Source organism: Streptomyces paradoxus, from assembly GCF_014202475.1.
Lineage (GTDB): Bacteria > Actinomycetota > Actinomycetes > Streptomycetales > Streptomycetaceae > Streptomyces > Streptomyces paradoxus.
In genome coordinates this window covers 375,905-395,230 of record NZ_JACHGV010000002.1, presented here as the reverse complement: position 1 = coordinate 395,230, position 19,326 = coordinate 375,905, and the positions used below count along the sequence as shown (strand labels likewise).

The window sequence follows — 19,326 nt, the reverse complement described above, 5'->3', positions numbered from 1 at the left end:
GGCCCGTCGCCTGGTGAGGCACAGGCCCGCCCTCCTTCAGGTCGTCGCCGACCGCCACGGACGTTGCCCGTGGGACGAAGGACGCCACATGTGGCTCATTGCTTCCCTTTCTTGGCCGATCCGACCTCGTTGAGAGTTGAATCAGCCGCACTACGCTCTCGCTACGCGCAGCGCTCGCACGACTCCGCACGGCGTTCGACCCGGGCATGCCCGCCACTCACGGCTGCATCCACCCGCGGCTGGACCGCAGGTGGCAAATCCGACCTCGAAACAGCCAGGAGGCCACCCGATCATGCCTCTGCGCCACTTGACCCCCCACGACCAGCAGCTCTTCCGGCAGTACGGCCGAGGCCCCACCGTCCCCGTCCCCGACCCGCTCCTGCACCACGCCGTCGCCCGGCACGCCCGGGCCACCCCGCACGCCGTGGCCGCCGAACACCAGGGCGCCCGCATCACCTACGGCGAGCTCGACCGGTACGCCGGCTCCCTCGCCGCCCGCCTGGCCGACGAGGGCGTGCGCCCCGGCGACCACGTCGGCCTCTTCGTCCGCCGGTCCATCCCGATGCTGGTCGGCCTGCTCGGCATCCTGAAGGCCGGCGCCGCCTACGTCCCGCAGGACATCGGCCTCGCACCCCCGGCCCAGCTCACCCACGTCATCCGCACCGCCCGCACCCGGGTCGTCCTCACGGCCGCCGAGCACGCCCACCGCGTGCCCCTGCCCGACGGCCACCTGCTGCTCCCGCTCGACGAGCCGCTGCCGCCCGCCCCGGCCCCGCGCGTCCGCGTCAGCGGCGACGACGGCTGCTACGTGCTGTTCACTTCCGGCACCACCGGCCGCCCCAACGGCGTGAAGGTCACCCACCGCAACGTCGCCAACCTCCTGCTCACCGCCCCGGGCGGGCTCGGCGTCCGGCCCGGCGACCGGGTCGCCCAGCTCCTCAACATCGCCTTCGACATGGCCGCCTGGGAGATCCTCGGCTGCCTCGCCCAGGGCGGCACCCTCGTCATCCGCGGCAAGGACCTCGCCGCGGCGGCCCGCACCGCCGACGTGCTGATCGCGACCCCGACCGTGCTGTCCGGCCTCGACCCGGCCGCCTGCCCCCGGGTGCGCACGGTCGCCGTCGCGGGGGAGCCCTGCCCGCGCCCGCTGGCCGACCGGTGGGCCCGGCAGGCCGCCTTCTTCAACTGCTGCGGCCCCACGGAGACGACGATCGTCAACACCATGAGCCGCCACGACCCGTCCGCCCCGCTGCTCACCATCGGCCGCCCCACCCCCAACAACACGGTGTACGTGCTCGACGCGGACCGCCGCCCCCTGCCGGTCGGCGAGGTGGGCGAGATGTGGGCCGGCGGCGACTGCGTCTCCGCCGGCTACCTCGGCGACGACTCCCTCAACGCCGAGCGCTACGCGCCAGACCCGTTCCTCGGCGGCGGCCGGCGCATGTTCCGCACCCGCGACCTCGGCCGCTGGACCCCCGAGGGCGAGCTGGAGCACCTCGGACGCACCGACGACCAGGTCAAGGTGCGCGGCTTCCGTGTCGAACTGGACTCCGTCTCCTCGGTCCTGGAATCGGCCGCGGGCTGCACCCGGGCCGTCACCCTGAAACGCGACGCCCGCACCCTGGTCTCCTTCGTCTGCCCGGCGGACGTCGACCCGGACGCGGCGCGCCGCGCGGTCGCGGACGCCCTGCCCTACTACTGCGTCCCCGAGCGGATCCTGCCGCTCGCGTTCCTCCCCGAGACCGACCGCGGCAAGGTCGACAAACAGGCCCTGCTGCACATGATCGAGGAGCGCGTGGCGGTGGCCCGGTGACCACGTCCCCGCCCCGCGACCACCAGGCCACCGGCGGGCTCCCGCCGCTCCTGCCCGCCCCCCGCCGCCTGCTCAAGCACCCCCGCCTGATGCACTACAACCGGCTCGCGGCCCTGGTGCTCCTCGCCAACGCGGCCATCGCGTGGGCCGCTCGGCCCCTGGATGACGCCACCCTCGGGCACGCGGCCCTCGCCAACCTCGCCCTCGCCGTCGCCGTCCGCCAGCAGTACGTCATCAACCTGCTGTTCCGCCTGGCGACTTCGGCGCCGACCAGCTGGCCGCTGCGGGTCCGCTGGACGCTCGGCAAGGTCTACCACTTCGGCGGCCTGCACATCGGCGGGGCACTGGCGGGCACGGCCTGGTTCCTGGCCCTGACGATCACGACGCCGAGCGGCCCCCTCAGGGCCGTCGGCTGGACCCTGATCGCCCTCCTCGCGCTGGTCATCGCCACCGCCCTGCCCCCGTTCCGCTCCCGCCACCACGACCACTTCGAGAGGATCCACCGCTTCGGCGGCTGGGCGGCCCTGGCCCTGTTCTGGACGCACACGCTGCTGTCGTCGCCCGGCCCCTGGGAGGTCGGCGTCCTCGCGGTGGTCACCTTCAGCGTCGCCCTGCCCTGGCTGCGGCTGCGCAAGGTGGACGTCCGCCTCGAACGCCCCTCCTCCCACGTGGTGCTGGCCCGCTTCGACCACGGCGAGACCCCCTTCGCGGGCTCCTCCACCGCGATCAGCCGCAGCCCGCTGAAGGAATGGCACTCCTTCGCCAACGTCCCCGCCCCCGGCGAGCCGGGCTTCCGCCTGACCATCTCCCGGGCCGGCGACTGGACCGGCTCCTTCATCGACGACCTCCCGCGGCAGGTGTGGGTCAGGGGCATCACCACGGCCGGCGTCGCCAACATCGAGGTCCTGTTCACCAAGGTCGTCTACGTCGCCACCGGCAGCGGCATCGGCCCCTGCCTGCCCCATCTGCTCGCCGCCCAGGTGCCCTCCCGGCTGGTCTGGGCGACCCGCGACCCCCGCGCGACCTACGGCGACGCCCTGGTCGACGAGATCCTCGCCGTCCAGCCGCACGCCCTGGTCTGGGACACCTCCCGGCACGGCAAGCCCGACATGGTGAGCCTCGCCCACGAGGCCTACCGGGACTTCGGCGCCGAGGCGGTCATCTGCATCTCCAACAAGAAGCTGACCTGGCAGGTGGTCCACGGCCTGGAACGGCGGGGCATCCCGGCGTACGGCGCCATCTGGGACTCATGACCCGCACGCGATGCTCGAAAGGAGAAGAGGGATGAACCATCTGAAGGTCGAGCGGCACGGCCGTGTGGTGACCGTGCGCCTGCACCGCCCGCACGTCCGCAACGCGCTCAGCAGTGAGCTCCTCGCCGAACTCCTCGGCGTGCTGCGCCCGCTGGACACGGACCCGGAGACCGGCTGCTTCGTCGTCACCGGCTCGGAGACGGTCTTCGCCGCGGGCGCCGACATCAAGGAGATGGCCGGGAAGACGGCCGTCGACATGGCGGCCGAGGACTACTTCGCCGCCTGGGAGGAGTTCGCGGACCTCCGCACCCCGAAGATCGCGGCCGTCAACGGCCATGCCCTGGGCGGCGGTTGCGAGCTGGCGATGATGTGCGACCTGGTCGTCGCGGGGGAGTCGGCGGTCTTCGGCCAGCCCGAGATCAAGCTGGGCGTGATCCCCGGCATCGGCGGCACCCAGCGGCTGACGCGTCTCGTCGGCCGGGCCACGGCCATGGACCTGGTGCTCACCGGCCGCACGATGGACGCACGGGAGGCCGGACGCTGCGGTCTCGTCTCCCGCGTGGTCCCGGACGACCGGGTCCTTCCCGAGGCCCTCGAAGCGGCGGCGGCGATCGCCTCCTACGGCCGTGCGGCGGTCAGGGCGGCCCGCGAGTGCGTCGACCGGGCCCTGGAGACCGGCCTGCGCGACGGTATCCGCTTCGAACGCCGCGTCTTCCACGCCCTGTTCGCCACCGACGACCAGAAGGAGGGGATGACGGCCTTCCTGGAGAAGCGCCCCCCGCGCTTCCAGGGCCGCTGACGGACCCGGCGGACCCGGCGGATCCGGGGGCGGGGACGACGCGCCGCGTCCCCACCCCCGGACACGTTCAGGGACTGTGCCTGGTCAGGACACGGCCCCGGTCACCCTGCGGACAGCAAGGTCAGCACTCGTACGCGTAGTACGGCTCGTCACCCTGGTCCAGGCCGATCCTGCCGACCCCGCCGGGGCCGATCTGGATGCACGACGGGTCCCAGCCGTCGACTTCCACGCTGGCGGAGATGGTGTGCCCGCACACGTTGTGGATGTCGGCCCACCACTGGCCATAGGCGCTGAGCTTCGCGCAGCCCGGCTCCGGAGCCTGGATCACCGGTGCCGCCACGGGCGCCGCCGAGGCGGTCCCCATGGCGGCCGGCACCGCCAGCAGCGCACCCGCGGCGGCCACCACCAACGCGGAGCGAAGTCGAGTCATCGCATGTCCTTTCCCCCAGTTTCGCGGCGGACGGCCCGATCCGCCGCCGCCCGGCGAAGACACTAAGCGTGATCGTGTGAACACGGAGAGCGCCGAAGGGGTAATTCATACGCGGGGGTGAAATGACCGCGTCAAACTCGCCGGAGGAGAACGTCCGGATTCATCCGAGCGTTTCTTCGGCCCTGGCCAACGCCCTCTCCACGCCCGGCTCCCGGGGCCCGAGGAACTGCGGATCCGGCCGGAACACCGCGTCCAGCGCCGCCTTCCCGGCGGCGAAGATCTCCCGGGCGCCCCCGTAGTACCAGGTCGCGTCGTGCACGGCGTCCACCCCGACTCCGTACGAGGTCACCCCCGCCGCCTCGCACAGCGCCACCGCCCGCCGGATGTGGAAGCCCTGGCTGATCAGCACCGCCTCGTCCACCCCGAAGATCTTCTTCGCGCGCACGCAGGAGTCCCAGGTGTCGAACCCCGCGTAGTCGCTGACGATCCGCCCGTCGGGCACCCCGTGCCGCGTGAGGTACCCGCGCATCGCGTCCGGCTCGTCGTAGTCCTCGCGGCTGTTGTCCCCGGTGACGAGCACCACCTCGACCCGGCCCTCCCGGTACAGCTCCGCCGCCGCGTCCAGCCGGTGCGCGAGATACGGCGAGGGCTCCCCGTCCCACAGCCCGGCGCCGAACACCACGGCCACATCGGTACGCGGCACATCCGCCGCCGTCCGCAGCCGGTCACCCGCCACGGCGTACATCCACGTCGCCGGAAGCAGCGCGAGCACGCACCCGGCCATCACCGCCTGCACCAGCCGCCGCTGCCCGCGCCGGGTACGCGGCAGCCGCGGTCCACGGAACGTCACTCGACGCATCGGACGGTCCCTCCCCAGGTCGGCCCCCTCGACAGTCAGGGACGCCCTCCCGGGCCGCCCGGTTCACCCACAGCCACGTGACCAGCTTCACGCGATACAGGGAAACCCCAGGTCAAGGCGGCTCACACACCCCCCGTCCCGCAACGTGAACCGCTGGAAAACACCCGTGACGCCCCCGCAACGGGAAGGCAACGTGGCGCCGCGACCATCGGTGCATGCCCAGTCAGCTCAGCCTCGTCCCGCCGCCCGCCACGCGTCGCCCGGCCCCGCCCGCCCTCGTGGTCGTGGCCCATGGCAGCCGCGACCCCCGCGCGCTGAGCACGGTGAGCGCGCTCCTGGACCGGGTCCGGGCCCTGCGCCCCGACGTGCCGGTGCACCTGGGCCACATCGAACTCAACGCCCCGCTGCTCCCCGACACGCTCGCCGCCCTCGGGGACACGGAGGCGGTCCTCGTGCCCCTCCTCCTCAGCCGCGGCTACCACGTCAAGCGGGACATCCCCGAGATGGCGGCGGCGTCCCGGGCCCGCACCCGCCTGGCCGCCCCCCTCGGCCCGCACCCGCTCCTGGTCGACGCCCTCCAGGCACGCCTCACGGAAGCCGGCTGGGGCGGCACCCCCCACCGCACCAGCGCGGTCGTCCTCGCCGCGGCGGGCTCCCGCGACCCGGACGCGAAGGCGGACACGTCCCGCACGGCCCACCTCCTGGCGGCCCGACTGGGCGTCCCGGTCATCCCGGCCTACGCCTCGGCCGCCACGCCCACGGTCCAGACCGCGGTCCGCACCCTCCTGGCGAGGGGCCGCCGCCACATCGCCCTCGCGTCCTACTTCACGGCCCCGGGCCGCTTCGCCACGGAGTGCGCCCGGCAGGCCCCCTGGATAGCGGCGGCCCCCCTGGGCACCCACCCCTCGATGGCCCAGCTCGTCCTCCACCGCTACGAGGAAGCGCTGACGGTGGCTGCCGAACCTGCACTGGCCTCGGCCTGAAACGGGGCGTGGGGTCGCGTCCTCAGGAGCGCGGGGAACTGCGCGACAAGCCACGACGGCCCGCACACGCCACACCACCGGACTCGGCACACGCGACGGCGCACTGCGCACCCGTGCCCGTACTGTCGACACATGGCAGGCACCGCACAGAACCCCCCGGCCTACGACCCGACGTCAGTCGACCGCTGGGCCCCGGAACCCGACAAACGCCCCGGCCGCACAGCTTTCCAACGCGACAGGGCAAGGGTCCTCCACTCCGCCGCCCTCAGAAGACTGGCCGGCAAGACCCAAGTGGTGACGCCCGGCACCCTGGGCCCCGCCTGGGACGCCAGCCCCCGCACCCGCCTCACCCACTCCCTCGAATGCGCCCAGGTCGGCCGCGAACTCGGCGCGGCCCTCGGCTGCGACCCGGATCTCGTGGAAGCCGCCTGCCTCTCCCACGACCTGGGACACCCGCCCTTCGGCCACAACGGCGAACAGGCCCTCAACGAGTTCGCGTCGGACTGCGGCGGCTTCGAGGGCAACGCCCAGTCCCTCCGGCTCCTCACCCGCATCGAGCCCAAACGGTTCACCCCGGAGGGATCCGTCGGCCTCAACCTCACCCGCGCCGCCCTCGACGCCGCCACCAAGTACCCCTGGCCCCGCGGCGCCCACCCGACCGACCCGGCCTCGAACAAGTTCGGCGTCTACGAGGACGACCGCCCGGTCTTCGACTGGCTCCGCAAGGACGCCCCCGGCACCCGCACCTGCTTCGAGGCGCAGGTCATGGACTGGTCCGACGACGTGGCCTACTCGGTGCACGACGTGGAGGACGGCCTGCACGCCGGCCACATCGACCCGAACTGCCTCCAGGCCGACCCCGAACGCCGGGACGTCTTCGAGGTCGCCCGCGGCCGGTACGTGCCCGCCGGCACCGACCCCGCCGAGCTCGCCGAGGCCCTGGACCGGCTGCTCGCCCAGGAGTGGTGGCCGCACGGCTACGACGGCACGGCCGTCGCCCAGGCCCGCCTCAAGGACGCCACCAGCCAGCTCATCGGCCGCTTCTGCCTGGCCGCCGAGACCGCGACCCGCACCGCGTACGGGGCCGGACGGCTCACCCGTTACGCCGCCGAGCTGGTCGTCCCGCGCGAGACCCGGATGGAATGCGCCGTGCTCAAAGCCGTCGCCGACCTCTACGTGATGCAGCGCGCCGAGCAGGAACGGCTGCGTGCCGACCAGCGGATCGTCGTCGCCGAACTCGCCGAGGCGCTCACCGCCCGCGCCCCGGACGGCCTGGACCCGCAGTTCCGCGCCCTGTTCGACCAGGCGGCGGACGACCGGGCGCGCAAGCGGGTGATCGTCGACCAGATCGCCTCCCTCACCGACACCTCCGCCCGTTCGCTTCACGTCCGTCTGACGGGGCAGGCATGAGACTGACGTGACGGGCGGGGCGCGAGCACCCTCCCCTGTGACCCTCCGTGGCCTGATCGGGTCACTCCCCCTTCCCGCGCCACGCTCCGTGCGGGACGCTCGCAAGTGGCGACACAGTTTCGAGGAGGCATCACGTGGTCGACGCGGATCAGACATTCGTCATCGTCGGAGGCGGACTGGCCGGCGCCAAGGCGGCGGAGACGCTCCGCGCGGAGGGCTTCACCGGCCGCGTGATACTGATCTGCGACGAACGCGACCACCCCTACGAGCGCCCGCCCCTGTCCAAGGGGTACCTCCTCGGCAAGGAGGAGCGCGACAGCGTCTTCGTGCACGAACCCGCCTGGTACGCGGCCAACGACATCGAGCTCCACCTCGGCCAGACGGTCGACGCGGTCGACCGCACGGCGAAGACGGTCCGCTTCGGCGAGGACGGCACCGTCGTCCGCTACGACAAGCTGCTCCTGGCGACCGGCGCCGAGCCCCGCCGCCTCGACGTGCCGGGCACGGACCTGGCCGGCGTGCATCACCTGCGCCGCCTGGCCCACGCCGAGCGCCTCAAACACGTCCTGACCAACCTCGGCCGGGACAACGGCCACCTCGTCATCGCCGGTGCCGGCTGGATCGGCCTGGAGGTCGCGGCGGCGGCCCGCGAGTACGGCGCGGAGGTCACGGTCGTCGAGCACGGGCCGACCCCGCTGCACGGCGTGCTCGGCCCGGAGCTCGGCGGGCTCTTCGCCGAGCTGCACCGCGAGCACGGGGTGCGCTTCCACTTCGGCAGGCGGCTGACGGAGATCGTCGGCCAGGACGGCATGGTCCTCGCGGCCCGCACCGACGACGGCGAGGAGCACCCGGCGCACGACGTGCTGGCGGCGATCGGCGCGGCCCCGCGCACCCACCTCGCCGAGGCGGCCGGCCTGGAGATCGCCGACCGGGCCCACGGCGGCGGCATCGTCGTCGACGAGCGGCTGCGCACCTCCGACCCGGACGTCTACGCGGCCGGCGACGTCGTCTCCTTCCCGCACCCCCTCTTCGGCACACGGGTGCGCGTCGAGCACTGGGCCAACGCCCTCAACGGCGGCCCGGCAGCGGCGCGCTCCATGCTGGGCCGCGAGGTGACGTACGACCGGGTGCCCTACTTCTTCTCCGACCAGTACGACCTGGGCATGGAGTACTCCGGCTGGGCGCCCCCGGGCAGCTACGACCAAGTGGTGATCCGCGGGGACGCCGGGAAACGCGAGTTCATCGCGTTCTGGGTGAAGGACGGCCGGGTCCTGGCCGGGATGAACGTCAATGTGTGGGACGTCACGGACAAGATCCAGCGCCTGGTCCGCTCCCGGGCCCGCGTGGACACCGAGTCGCTGGCGGACCCGCACGTCCCGCTCGACAGCCTCGCACCGTAGCTGTCGGTCCGCCCCCGTAGAATTCACGCGTGGCAGGACGGATCAACGACGAGGACGTGAAGGCGGTACGGGACGCGGTCCCGATCGACGCCGTGGTGTCCGAGTACCTCCAGCTGCGCAACGCGGGCGGCGGGAACCTGAAGGGACTCTGCCCGTTCCACGACGAGAAGTCGCCCTCCTTCCAGGTCAGCCCGAGCAAGGGGTTCTTCCACTGCTTCGGCTGCCAGGAGGGCGGCGACACCATCACGTTCGTGATGAAGATCGACCACCTCTCCTTCTCGGAGGCGGTCGAGCGCCTGGCCGGCCAGGCGGGCATCACCCTGCGCTACGAGGAGGGCGGCTACAACCCCTCCCACCAGCGCGGTGAGCGCATCCGCCTGGTCGAGGCCCACAAGATCGCCGCCGACTGGTACGTGGAACAGCTGGCCACGAGCCCGGAGGCCGACACCGGCCGCCAGTTCCTCGCCGAGCGCGGCTTCGACCAGGCCGCCGCCCAGCACTTCTCCGTCGGCTACAGCCCCCAGGGCTGGGACCACCTCACGCGCTATCTGCGCGGCAAGGGCTTCACCGACAAGGAGCTCATCCTCTCCGGCCTCTCCCAGGAGGGCCGCCGCGGCCCCATCGACCGCTTCCGCGGCCGGCTGATGTGGCCCATCCGCGACATCGGCGGCGACGTCGTCGGCTTCGGCGCCCGCAAGCTCTACGAGGCGGACAACGGCCCGAAGTACCTGAACACGCCCGACACGGCGATCTACAAGAAGTCCCAGGTCCTCTACGGCATCGACCTGGCGAAGAAGGACATCGCCAAGGCGTCCCGCGCGGTCGTCGTCGAGGGCTATACGGACGTCATGGCCTGCCACCTCGCCGGTGTGACGACCGCCATCGCCACCTGCGGCACCGCCTTCGGCGGCGACCACATCAAGATCCTGCGCCGGCTGCTCATGGACAACGGCTCGGCCCGCGTCATCTTCACCTTCGACGGCGACGCCGCCGGCCAGAAGGCGGCCCTGCGCGCCTTCGAGGACGACCAGAAGTTCGCCGCCGAGACGTACATCGCCATCGCCCCCGACGGCATGGACCCCTGCGACCTGCGCCTCGCCAAGGGCGACGAGGCCGTCGCCGACCTGGTCGAACCCCGCACCCCGCTCTTCGAGTTCGCCCTGCGCCAGATCGTGAGCCGCTACGACCTCGACACCCCGGCGGGCCGCGCGTCCGCGCTGGACGAGGCCGCCCCGATCGTCGCCCGCATCAAGAACAGCGGCGCCCAGCACGAGGTCGCCGTCCAGCTCGCCGGCATGCTCGGCATCCTCGACACCCAGTTCGTGGTCAAGCGGGTGGCGCAGCTGGCCCGCTGGGCCCGCGACCGCGGCGGCAAGGGCCCGGCCCCGGAGCGGCAGCAGCAGGGCAGGCAGTACGCCGGCCCGCCCCAGCATGCCACCCCCCGAGGCCCGGCCCTCAACCTCCGCAACCCCGTCTTCGCCACCGAGCGGGAACTCCTCAAACTCGCCCTCCAGCGCCCCGAGTTGGTCTCCCCGGCCTTCGACGCGTACGGCGTGGACGAGTTCACCGCCCCGCCCTACGCCGCCGTCCGCCAGGCCATCCAGGACGCGGGCGGCGCCGAACCGGGCGTCGCCGACCCCCAGGACTACCTGGTCAGGGTCCGTGAGGCCGCCCCGGACGACGCCGTCCGCGCGATGGTCACGGAGCTGGCCGTCGAGGCGATCATGCTCCACAAGGGCGTGAAGGGGGTCGACGAGGTCTACGCCGGCGCCCAGCTGGTCACCGTCCGCCGCCGCGCCGTCGAACGCCGCATCCGTGACATCACCAGCCAGCTCACCCGCCTCGGCACCCACGGCGACCCGGCCCAGCTCGCCGCCGTGCAGAACGAGCTGTGGGTCCTCCAGCAGTACGACCAGACCCTCCGGGAACACGGCGCCGCCGCGCTCTGACACGGGTCAGGCCCCGGCCCCCTCGAAGGTCGGCGTCACCGCGCGCACCAGCCGCTCGGCGAACTCCCGCTCGTCGTCCCGGAACCGCGGGTACTCGGTGACGAAGTGGTTCCACTCCACGTAGCCGACCGCCTCCACCACGTCCTCCAGGAGGATCTTCTCGCGATACGGGTACGGCCACTCGCCCGACAGCCGGAACACCTCGTGCAGCAGCTCGTAACGCAGCGGGTACCGCTCGGCCAGCAGGACGGCGTCGTACAGGTCCTTGCCCTGGGTGTGCACGTCGTTGATCACCCACAGCAGCTTCCATGCCAGCGACAGCTCCGGCGTCGCGGCCTGGACGAGCGCACCGCCCGGCAGCTCGACGAGCTCGGGTCCCTCGGGCAGCCGCTCGTTGAAGACGAAGTCCAGCTGGACGTGGCCGCCGGGCAGGCCTGGCGCGCCCCAGGGGAGCACCATGCGCCGGCCTGGTACGCGGTCGTACGTCCAGATGTCCTCCACCACCGCGCCGCGCGCCGAGATCCCGACCCCCGGCCCCCGCGCCCCGGCCAGCTCCTGTGCCGCCGCCGCGATCCCGCTCAGCATCCGGTCCGTCCGGCCGTCCTCCATCCGCCAGGTGTGCGGAACGACGACGAAGTCCAGGTCACCGGGCTCACGCGCGGCCTCCCCGAACCACGCCGACATCAGCACGCTGCCCCGCAGCACCAATGAGTCCACCCACTCCGAGCCGCTGATCGCGGCCAGCACCAGGTGCAGCGCCTGCCGGCGGGCCGCCCGCCAGGCCTCGCCCCGCTCCGGGTCGGCGAAGCTCGGGTCGGTGGCGCGATAGGCGTTGTGGAGGTGCTTCAGCGCCGGCTCGAACACCGGGCGCTGCACCACGTCGTCCCCCGGCACCGGACGCAGCGTCCTCGGCAGGTGCTCCGCCCTGCGGGTGGCGTCGTCGAGCGGCTCCCGGGGAATCTCCGTGTTCGCCCATCCGAAGCCCTGCCACGACTGTTTCATCCCGATACCCCCATCGGCTCACCGAGCCATCCGTCGTCCACCGACACATCACTGTCGTGCAGCACGAACTCCCGCTCCACACCGAGCACTTCACAGCCGCCCAGCTCGGCCAGCAGCCGCTCCAGTGCCCGGCCCGCGCCTTCGGCGTCCACCGCGTGGCAGCGCTGGGTCACGAACCGCTCGTGGTGCTCGCCCCGCACCCGCCGGGCGTTCCAGGACAGATGGGCGCCGTGCGGCACGACGCGCGCCGCGAGAACCGCGAGGTCCGTGTCCGCGGTGAGCCGCAGCTTCACGTGGTGCTCGAAGTAGCGCCCGTCGTCGCAGGGCCGGCGCGGCACCTCCGGCGCCCAGAGCGACGACTCGATCTTCACGCGCACCGGGTCGAAGCCGTCCGCCCGCAAACGCGCGGCGACTTCTCGCACGCGCGCCGATTCGCGGGCGTACGACGGCGAACCGGACAGGGTGAGCATCGGCTGGTCGCGCATCCGGCCCCTGGCCAGCACGATGTGCGTGAGCTTGAACCCGCCCGCCGCCGCCCACCGGCCCAGCCGGGCGGACTCGTCGGGGCCGGAGCAGCGGACCGTCACATGTGACTCGTACAGGGAAGCGGACATCGGATGATCGTCGCAGACCAGCGGCGCGTGAGGCATCCGGATTTCCCACCGGGGGCGATCGCGCGGTCACGGACCGGAAGCAAAAAGTCATCGCACGCCCCTCGTGGCGACCATGTGTCTTACCCCACACTGGGTTGCGGTGCCTGAGTCCTCGGAGCGCGGCCGATCCGTCACCGACGGGTCCCAGACCCCCGCGGTTCCGCTCATCCCGTACGGGACGGAAAGCGGCGAGGCCGTCGACTCCGCCCCCGAAGTACCGCTGCCGTACCCCCTGGCAGCGATCATCCTGGAGGTCGCCCCCGTGCAGACCCAGACCCTCACCCAGACCGACGCCGGTGCTGCCCCCGGCGCCGACGGGACCGCGCCGGACGCGGAGGCCGACGCCCTGTCCGCGGTCCCCGCGCAGAGCCGTGCCGTGCACCATCCCGAGGCGGAACCGGAGCCGGAGGAGCCGCCCGCCGGTGCCGTCGAGCCGGCCGAGGTGCCCGAAGCCGTCGAACCGCCGCCCCTGCGCACCGAGAGCGGCAGTCCCTCCTCGGACCTGTTCCGCCAGTACCTGCGGGAGATCGGCCGCATCCCCCTGCTGACCGCCGCCGAGGAGGTCGAACTCGCCCGCCGCGTCGAGGCCGGCCTCTTCGCGGAGGAGAAGCTGCGGCTCACCCCCGATCTGGACAGCCAGCTCGCCCTGGACCTGGACCGGCTCGTCGTCATGGGCCGCATGGCCAAGCGCCGCCTCATCGAGGCGAACCTGCGCCTGGTCGTGTCGGTGGCCAAGCGCTACGTCGGCCGCGGCCTGACCATGCTCGACCTCGTCCAGGAGGGCAACCTCGGCCTGATCAGGGCCGTCGAGAAGTTCGACTACGCCCGCGGCTACAAGTTCTCCACGTACGCGACGTGGTGGATCCGCCAGGCCATGTCCCGCGCCCTGGCCGACCAGGCCCGCACGATACGGGTCCCGGTCCACGTCGTGGAGCTCATCAACCGGGTCGTACGGGTCCAGCGGCGGATGCTGCAGGAGCGTGGGTACGAGCCGACGCCCGAGGAGGTCGCGGCCCACCTGGACCTGGCGCCGGAGCGGGTCAGCGAGGTCCTTCGCCTCGCCCAGGAGCCGGTGTCGCTGCACGCGCCCGTCGGCGAGGAGGACGACGTCGCCCTCGGCGACCTCATCGAGGACGGCGACGCGGCTTCCCCCGTCGAGTCGGCGGCGTTCCTGCTGCTCAGGGAGCACCTGGAGGCGGTCCTGTCGACGCTGGGGGAGCGGGAGCGGAAGGTGGTCCAACTCCGCTACGGCCTGGCGGACGGCCGCCCGCGCACGCTGGAGGAGATCGGCCGCATCTTCGGCGTGACCAGGGAACGGATACGGCAGATCGAGTCCAAGACCCTCAACAAGCTGCGTGATCACGCCTTCGCGGACCAGCTGAGGGGCTATCTGGACTGAAGGGGCGTCACTGCACGTCCCCGAGGGGCGCGGGGAACTGCGCGACCGGCCCCCACCGGACCCGCAGCCGCCCCGTGACCCCACTCGGCACCCCGGATCGCGACTCAGTCCACCTCGGCCACCGCCTGCGCGAACTGCGCCTTGTACAACCGCGCGTAGGCCCCGTCCGCCGCGAGCAGTTCCTCGTGCGCGCCCTGCTCCACGATCGACCCGTTCTCCATCACGAGGATCGCGTCGGCGTCCCGGATCGTCGACAACCGGTGGGCGATGACGAACGACGTACGCCCGTGCGCCAGTTTGGCCATCGCCTTCTGAATCAGCACCTCGGTACGCGTGTCGACCGAGCTCGTCGCCTCGTCCAGCACCAGGATCACCGGGTCGGACAGGAACGCCCGGGCGATGGTGATGAGCTGCTTCTCACCCGCGCTGACGCCCGTGCCCTCGTCGTCGATCACCGTGTCGTACCCGTCCGGCAGCGTCCGGATGAACCGGTCCGCGTGCGCGGCCCGGGCCGCCTCCTCGATCTCCCCGCGGGTCACCTTCCGGGACGCCCCGTACGCGATGTTCTCCGCGATCGTGCCGCCGAACAGCCAGGTGTCCTGGAGCACCATGCCGATCCCGGCCCGCAGTTCGTCCCGGGACATCCGCGCGATGTCGACCCCGTCGAGGGTGATGCGCCCGCCGGTGACGTCGTAGAACCGCATCAGCAGGTTGACCAGCGTCGTCTTGCCGGCGCCCGTCGGGCCGACGATGGCCACCGTGTGCCCGGGCTCGACCTTCAGCGACAGGTCCTCGATGAGCGGCTTGTCGGGGTCGTAGCGGAACGACACGTGCTCCAGCGCCACCTGCCCGCGCAGCTCCTCCGGCCGCACCCCCGGTACCGGGTCGGCGCCCTGCTCCTCAGCGTCGAGCAGCTCGAAGACCCGCTCCGCCGAGGCGACACCCGACTGCACCAGGTTCGCCATGGAGGCGACCTGCGTCAGCGGCATGGAGAACTGCCGCGAGTACTGGATGAAGGCCTGCACGTCACCGATCGACAGCGAGCCGGAGGCGACCCGCAGCCCGCCCACCACCGCCACCAGCACGTAGTTGAGGTTCGACACGAACATCATCAGCGGCTGCATGACCCCGCTGTTGAACTGCGCCTTGAACCCCGCCTCGTACAGCGCGTCGTTCTGCTCGGCGAACTGCTTGGCCGACTCCTCCTGCCGCCCGAACACCTTCACCAGGGCGTGCCCGGTGTACATCTCCTCGATGTGCGCGTTCAACTGGCCCGTGGAGCGCCACTGCTGGACGAAGTGCGGCTGCGACCGCTTGCCCACGCGCGTGGCCACGACGAACGACAGCGGCACGGTCACCAGCGCGACCAGCGCCAGGATCCAGGAGACGTAGAACATCATCGCCAGCACGCCGATGATGGTCAGCACCGAGTTGATGAGCTGCCCCATCGACTGCTGGAGCGTCTGCCCGATGTTGTCGATGTCGTTCGTCGCCCGGGACAGCACCTCACCGCGCTGCCGCTTGTCGAAGTACGACAGCGGCAGCCGCGACAGCTTCGTCTGGACGTCCTCGCGCAGCCGGAACATCGTGCGGTTCACGGCCCGGTTCACCAGCCGTGTCGCCACCGCCATCAAGAGCCCGGCCACCGCGAACACGCCCAGCGCGAGCAGCAGCACATGCCCGACGGCCGTGAAGTCGATGCCCTCACCCGGGGTGAAGTCGGTACTGAGCAGCATGTCGGCGACGTCCCCGTCCCCGCGCTGCCGCATGGAGTCGAGGACCTGCTCCTTGCTCGCCCCCTCCGGCATGCCCCGCCCGACGATGCCCGCGAAGACCAGGTCGGTCGCCTTGCCGAGGATCTTCGGCCCGACGACGTTGAGGCCGACGCTGAGCACCACGCACAGCAGCAGCACGCAGATGGTCGCGCGCTCCGGCCGGAACTGCGCGACGAGCCGTTTGCCGGATCCCTTGAAGTCCAGCGAGCGCTGGTCGGGGCCGCCCCCGGCCATCATCCGCCCCATGGGCCCCGCCATCAGGCAGCCTCCGCTTCCGTGAGCTGGGAGAGCACGATCTCCCGGTAGGTCTCGTTGTCCGCCATCAGCTCGTGGTGCCGCCCGGTGCCGACGACCCGGCCCTCGTCGAGGACGACGATCCGGTCGGCGTCCCGGATGGTCGCCACCCGCTGGGCGACGATCACCACGGTCGCCTCGGCGGTCTCCCGCGTGAGCGCGGCCCGCAGGGCGGCGTCCGTGGCGTAGTCGAGCGCGGAGAAGGAGTCGTCGAAGAGGTAGATCTCGGGCCGCTGCACCAGCGTCCGGGCGATCGCGAGCCGCTGCCGCTGCCCGCCGGAGACGTTCGTCCCGCCCTGCGCGATCGGCGCGTCGAGTCCGCCCTCCAGCCCGTCGACGAAGTCCTTGGCCTGCGCCACCTCCAGCGCGTGCCACAGCTCCTCGTCGGTGGCGTCCGGATTGCCGTAGCGCAGGTTCGTCGCCACGGTCCCCGCGAACAGGTACGGCTTCTGCGGCACCAGCCCGACGGTCCTCGCGAGCAGCTTCGGCTCGATCTCCGCGACCTCGACACCGTCGACGAGCACCTGCCCCTCGGTCGCGTCGAACAGCCGCGGCACCAGCCCGAGCAGGGTCGACTTGCCGCTGCCGGTCGAGCCGATGACGGCGGTCGTCTCACCGGGCCGGGCCACGAGATCCACCGCCCGCAGCACCGGCTCCTCGGCACCCGGATAGCGGAAGCCCGCCCCGCGGATCTCCAGATGACCGTGCCGGCGCAGCTCCCGCACCGGCGCCGACGGCGGCACCACGCTGGAGGAGGTGTCCAGCACCTCCTGGATGCGCTCGGCGCACACCTCCGCGCGCGGCACCATCATGAACATGAAGGTGGCCATCATCACGGACATCACGATCTGCATCAGATAGGCGAGGAACGCGGTCAGGTCACCGATCTGCATCCCGCCGCTGTCGATGCGGTGCGCGCCGAACCACACCACGGCGATCGACGACAGGTTCACCACCGTCATGACGATCGGGAACATCAGCGCGAGCAGGTTGCCGGTGCCCAGCGCGAACTCGGTGAGGTCGGTGTTGGCCTTCCGGAAGCGCTGCTGCTCGTACTCGTCCCGGACGAAGGCCCGGATCACGCGGTTGCCGGTGATCTGCTCGCGCAGCACCCGGTTCACCGAGTCCAGCCGCTCCTGCATCGCCCGGAACAGCGGCCGCAGCCGCCGCACGATCAGCGTCACGCAGATGCCCAGCACCGGCACGACCGCCACCAGCACCCCGGACAGCGGCACATCCAGACCGAGCGCGAGCACGATGCCGCCCACGCACATGATCGGCGCCGACACCAGCAGCGTGAACGTCATCAGCGCCAGCATCTGCACCTGCTGGACGTCGTTCGTCGTCCGGGTGATCAGCGACGGCGCCCCGAAGTGGCCCACCTCACGCGCGGAGAACGACTGCACCCGGTCGAACACGGCACCGCGCACGTCCCGCCCGAGCGCCGACGCCGTACGGGCGCCGTAGTACACGGCACCGATGTTGCACACGACCTGGACCAGCGAGATGCCGATCATCAGACCGCCGTAGCCCAGGATGTAGCCTGTGTCGCCGTTCACGACACCCTGGTCGATGATGTCGGCGTTGAGCGTGGGCAGGTAGAGCGTGGCGCAGGTCTGCAGGAACTGCAGCAGCACCAGCAGGGTGATGGGTCTCTTGTAGGGCCTGAGGTAGGTCCGCAGGAGTCGTATGAGCACGCTGCTTCTCTCGGAGTGGGCGACGGAGCGGTTGGTTGCCCCTGGCCCCTATCGTCGAACACTCCACCGGTGTTACCTCAACCGAATTAACCCAACGGGCGGTCAAAAGGTCAGAGGGCTCCGGGATGCGTCTGCTCCCGCACCGCCACGAACTGCTGCCGCACCGCCTGCCCCACGGCCAGTTCGTCCCCGGGCTCCAGCACCTGCGCCACCGCGCCCTGCCAGACCGGCGGGTTCCGCACGTCGAGCGTGCCCTGCGAGGCACCCAGCGCCCAGGCCGCCTGACGGGCGGCGCCGATCGCCGCGTAGTCCGCCGGCTGCGGCACCACGACCTGCGTCCCGAACAGCATGGGCGCCGCCGCCTGCACGGCGGGCAGTTCGGCCGCCTGCCCGAGCAGGAAAACGCGCCGCACGTCCACACCCCGGCCGCGCAGCACGTCCAGCGCGTCCGCGAGCCCGCACAGCATCCCCTCGAACGCCGCCCGCGCCAGGTGTTCCGCCTTCATCGACTCGCGCCTGAGCCCGGCCAGGGTCCCGGCGGTGTGCGGCAGGTTCGGCGTCCGCTCACCCTCCAGATAGGGCAGCAGCACCAGCCCGTGCGACCCGGGCGTCGACTTCATCGCGAGGTCGGACAGGCTCTCCAGATCGGGCAGCCCCAGCAGCTCGGCGGCCCCGCGCAGGGTCCGTACGGCGTTCAGCGTGGTGACGACGGGCAGGTGCATGCCGGTCGCGTCCGCGAGCGCGGTGATCATGCCCGATCCGTCGACCAGGGCCTCGGGGTGCACGGCCATCACGGACCCGGACGCGCCCAGCGACACCACCGCGTCGCCGAGGCCGATGCCGAGCCCGAACGCCGCCGCCATGGTCTCGCCGGTGCCCACGGAGATCAGCAGCCCCTCCGGCGTCGTACCGGCCGCGTCCGCCGGGCCGATCACCTCCGGCAGCATCACCTGGTGCCCGAGCGCCAGCTCCACGAGGTCGGGCCGGTAGCCGCCGGTCGCGGCCGACCAGTAGCCGGTGCCGGACGCCCCGCCCCGGTCGGTGGTTCTCCTGACCGGCCGGCCCAGCAGCTGCCACACCAGCCAGTCGTGTGCCTGGAGGAGGATCGCGGTGCGCTGCGCGTTCTCCGGCTCGGTCCGGGCCATCCAGCGCAGCTTCGTGACGGGCTGCGCGGCCTGCGGCACACAGCCCACGGCCTGCGCCCACGCCTCACGCCCGCCGAGCGCGTCGACCAGGTCGGCCGCGGCGACCTGCGTCCGCTTGTCGCCGCCGACCATCGCCGGCCGCACGGTGTTGCCCTGTGCGTCCAGCGGCACGACGGCGTTCTGCTGGGCCGAGACGCCGATCGCCTGCACACCTTCGAGCAGACCTCCGCCCGCGGCCTCGCCCAGGGAGAGCAGCCAGGCCTGCGGATCGACGTCCGACGGCCGGCCGCCGCCCGCGGGGCCTTCCACCGGATGCGGTGCATATCCCTGCCTGAGCACGGCTCCGGTGTCCGTGTCACAGACGACGATACGAGTGAAATCGGGTGAACTGTCCAACCCGGCGACTATCCCCATGGCCAAAATTCTGCCGTACCGCTGCGCTGGCTGGAGCCGTGGGCGCCGTGG

Annotated in this window: 15 protein-coding genes; 8 read left to right on the top strand and 7 right to left on the bottom strand. The window is 72.1% G+C overall.

Translation table 11 applies throughout. The annotated features are described in order from the left end of the window. The first annotated feature begins 292 nt into the window (after positions 1-292). The 3 genes from HNR57_RS06745 to HNR57_RS06735 are packed head-to-tail and all read left to right on the top strand — an operon-like array spanning position 293 to position 3,865. Positions 293-1,813, top strand: a complete 1,521-nt coding sequence (locus tag HNR57_RS06745) for an amino acid adenylation domain-containing protein (protein ID WP_184557626.1) — start codon at positions 293-295, stop codon at positions 1,811-1,813. After that, positions 1,810-3,066 carry an FNR domain-containing protein gene (locus HNR57_RS06740; RefSeq protein ID WP_184557623.1) on the top strand — a complete coding sequence of 419 codons (1,257 nt, stop codon included), beginning with the start codon at positions 1,810-1,812 and terminating at the stop codon, positions 3,064-3,066. Before HNR57_RS06745 ends, HNR57_RS06740 begins: the two co-directional genes overlap by 4 nt. A gap of 31 nt (positions 3,067-3,097) precedes the next feature. Next, complete coding sequence (locus HNR57_RS06735) at positions 3,098-3,865, top strand: enoyl-CoA hydratase-related protein (protein ID WP_184557620.1); 768 nt, start codon at positions 3,098-3,100, stop codon at positions 3,863-3,865. Positions 3,866-3,986: 121 nt separating this feature from the next. Here HNR57_RS06735 and HNR57_RS06730 read toward each other — a convergent pair whose 3' ends face one another. Continuing rightward, positions 3,987-4,295 (bottom strand): hypothetical protein, encoded by a 309-nt coding sequence (locus HNR57_RS06730; RefSeq protein ID WP_184557616.1) that lies wholly within the window; start codon positions 4,293-4,295, stop codon positions 3,987-3,989. Positions 4,296-4,455: 160 nt separating this feature from the next. Continuing rightward, positions 4,456-5,154: a SanA/YdcF family protein gene (locus tag HNR57_RS06725; protein WP_184557613.1), complete on the bottom strand. Its 699-nt coding sequence runs from the start codon at positions 5,152-5,154 to the stop codon at positions 4,456-4,458. Positions 5,155-5,369: 215 nt separating this feature from the next. On the opposite strand from HNR57_RS06725, the gene HNR57_RS06720 reads away from it, so the two are divergent. The 4 genes from HNR57_RS06720 to dnaG all read left to right on the top strand — a co-directional run bounded on the left by HNR57_RS06720 (position 5,370) and on the right by dnaG (position 10,896). Next, positions 5,370-6,137, top strand: coding sequence for a sirohydrochlorin chelatase (locus HNR57_RS06720; protein WP_184557609.1), 768 nt, complete (start codon positions 5,370-5,372; stop codon positions 6,135-6,137). A gap of 132 nt (positions 6,138-6,269) precedes the next feature. Beyond that, complete coding sequence (locus HNR57_RS06715) at positions 6,270-7,547, top strand: deoxyguanosinetriphosphate triphosphohydrolase (RefSeq protein ID WP_184557606.1); 1,278 nt, start codon at positions 6,270-6,272, stop codon at positions 7,545-7,547. Between the two features lie 134 nt (positions 7,548-7,681). Then, positions 7,682-8,947, top strand: coding sequence for an NAD(P)/FAD-dependent oxidoreductase (locus HNR57_RS06710; RefSeq protein ID WP_184557603.1), 1,266 nt, complete (start codon positions 7,682-7,684; stop codon positions 8,945-8,947). Positions 8,948-8,976: 29 nt separating this feature from the next. After that, complete coding sequence (gene dnaG, locus HNR57_RS06705) at positions 8,977-10,896, top strand: DNA primase (RefSeq protein ID WP_184557600.1); 1,920 nt, start codon at positions 8,977-8,979, stop codon at positions 10,894-10,896. Between the two features lie 6 nt (positions 10,897-10,902). Here dnaG and HNR57_RS06700 read toward each other — a convergent pair whose 3' ends face one another. Beyond that, positions 10,903-11,898: a nucleotidyl transferase AbiEii/AbiGii toxin family protein gene (locus tag HNR57_RS06700; protein WP_184557597.1), complete on the bottom strand. Its 996-nt coding sequence runs from the start codon at positions 11,896-11,898 to the stop codon at positions 10,903-10,905. Beyond that, positions 11,895-12,512, bottom strand: a complete 618-nt coding sequence (locus HNR57_RS06695; protein WP_246554321.1) for a hypothetical protein — start codon at positions 12,510-12,512, stop codon at positions 11,895-11,897. Before HNR57_RS06695 ends, HNR57_RS06700 begins: the two co-directional genes overlap by 4 nt. Positions 12,513-12,651: 139 nt before the next feature. Between HNR57_RS06695 and HNR57_RS06690 the strand changes: the two genes are divergently transcribed. Then, entirely contained in the window at positions 12,652-13,950 is a 1,299-nt protein-coding gene (locus HNR57_RS06690; protein ID WP_184557592.1) for an RNA polymerase sigma factor, read from the top strand. Positions 13,951-14,054: 104 nt separating this feature from the next. Here HNR57_RS06690 and HNR57_RS06685 read toward each other — a convergent pair whose 3' ends face one another. The 3 genes from HNR57_RS06685 to HNR57_RS06675 all read right to left on the bottom strand — a co-directional run bounded on the left by HNR57_RS06685 (position 14,055) and on the right by HNR57_RS06675 (position 19,275). Then, positions 14,055-15,983 (bottom strand): ABC transporter ATP-binding protein, encoded by a 1,929-nt coding sequence (locus tag HNR57_RS06685; RefSeq protein WP_184557589.1) that lies wholly within the window; start codon positions 15,981-15,983, stop codon positions 14,055-14,057. Next, positions 15,983-17,716: an ABC transporter ATP-binding protein gene (locus HNR57_RS06680; RefSeq protein ID WP_184557587.1), complete on the bottom strand. Its 1,734-nt coding sequence runs from the start codon at positions 17,714-17,716 to the stop codon at positions 15,983-15,985. The genes HNR57_RS06685 and HNR57_RS06680 overlap by 1 nt, the downstream gene beginning before the upstream one ends. A 110-nt stretch (positions 17,717-17,826) precedes the next feature. Continuing rightward, complete coding sequence (locus HNR57_RS06675; protein WP_184557583.1) at positions 17,827-19,275, bottom strand: xylulokinase; 1,449 nt, start codon at positions 19,273-19,275, stop codon at positions 17,827-17,829. Between the last annotated feature and the right edge of the window lie 51 nt (positions 19,276-19,326).

Excerpts from the sequence above, each read along its gene's own strand:
- HNR57_RS06700 (WP_184557597.1), bottom strand. The coding sequence starts at position 11,898 with ATGAAACAGTCGTGGCAGGGCTTCGGATGGGCGAACACGGAGATTCCC.
- HNR57_RS06675 (WP_184557583.1), bottom strand. The coding sequence starts at position 19,275 with ATGGGGATAGTCGCCGGGTTGGACAGTTCACCCGATTTCACTCGTATC.
- HNR57_RS06720 (WP_184557609.1), top strand. The coding sequence starts at position 5,370 with ATGCCCAGTCAGCTCAGCCTCGTCCCGCCGCCCGCCACGCGTCGCCCG.
- HNR57_RS06715 (WP_184557606.1), top strand. The coding sequence starts at position 6,270 with ATGGCAGGCACCGCACAGAACCCCCCGGCCTACGACCCGACGTCAGTC.
- HNR57_RS06725 (WP_184557613.1), bottom strand. The coding sequence starts at position 5,154 with ATGCGTCGAGTGACGTTCCGTGGACCGCGGCTGCCGCGTACCCGGCGC.
- HNR57_RS06745 (WP_184557626.1), top strand. The coding sequence starts at position 293 with ATGCCTCTGCGCCACTTGACCCCCCACGACCAGCAGCTCTTCCGGCAG.
- HNR57_RS06695 (WP_246554321.1), bottom strand. The coding sequence starts at position 12,512 with ATGTCCGCTTCCCTGTACGAGTCACATGTGACGGTCCGCTGCTCCGGC.
- HNR57_RS06735 (WP_184557620.1), top strand. The coding sequence starts at position 3,098 with ATGAACCATCTGAAGGTCGAGCGGCACGGCCGTGTGGTGACCGTGCGC.
- HNR57_RS06730 (WP_184557616.1), bottom strand. The coding sequence starts at position 4,295 with ATGACTCGACTTCGCTCCGCGTTGGTGGTGGCCGCCGCGGGTGCGCTG.
- HNR57_RS06685 (WP_184557589.1), bottom strand. The coding sequence starts at position 15,983 with ATGGCGGGGCCCATGGGGCGGATGATGGCCGGGGGCGGCCCCGACCAG.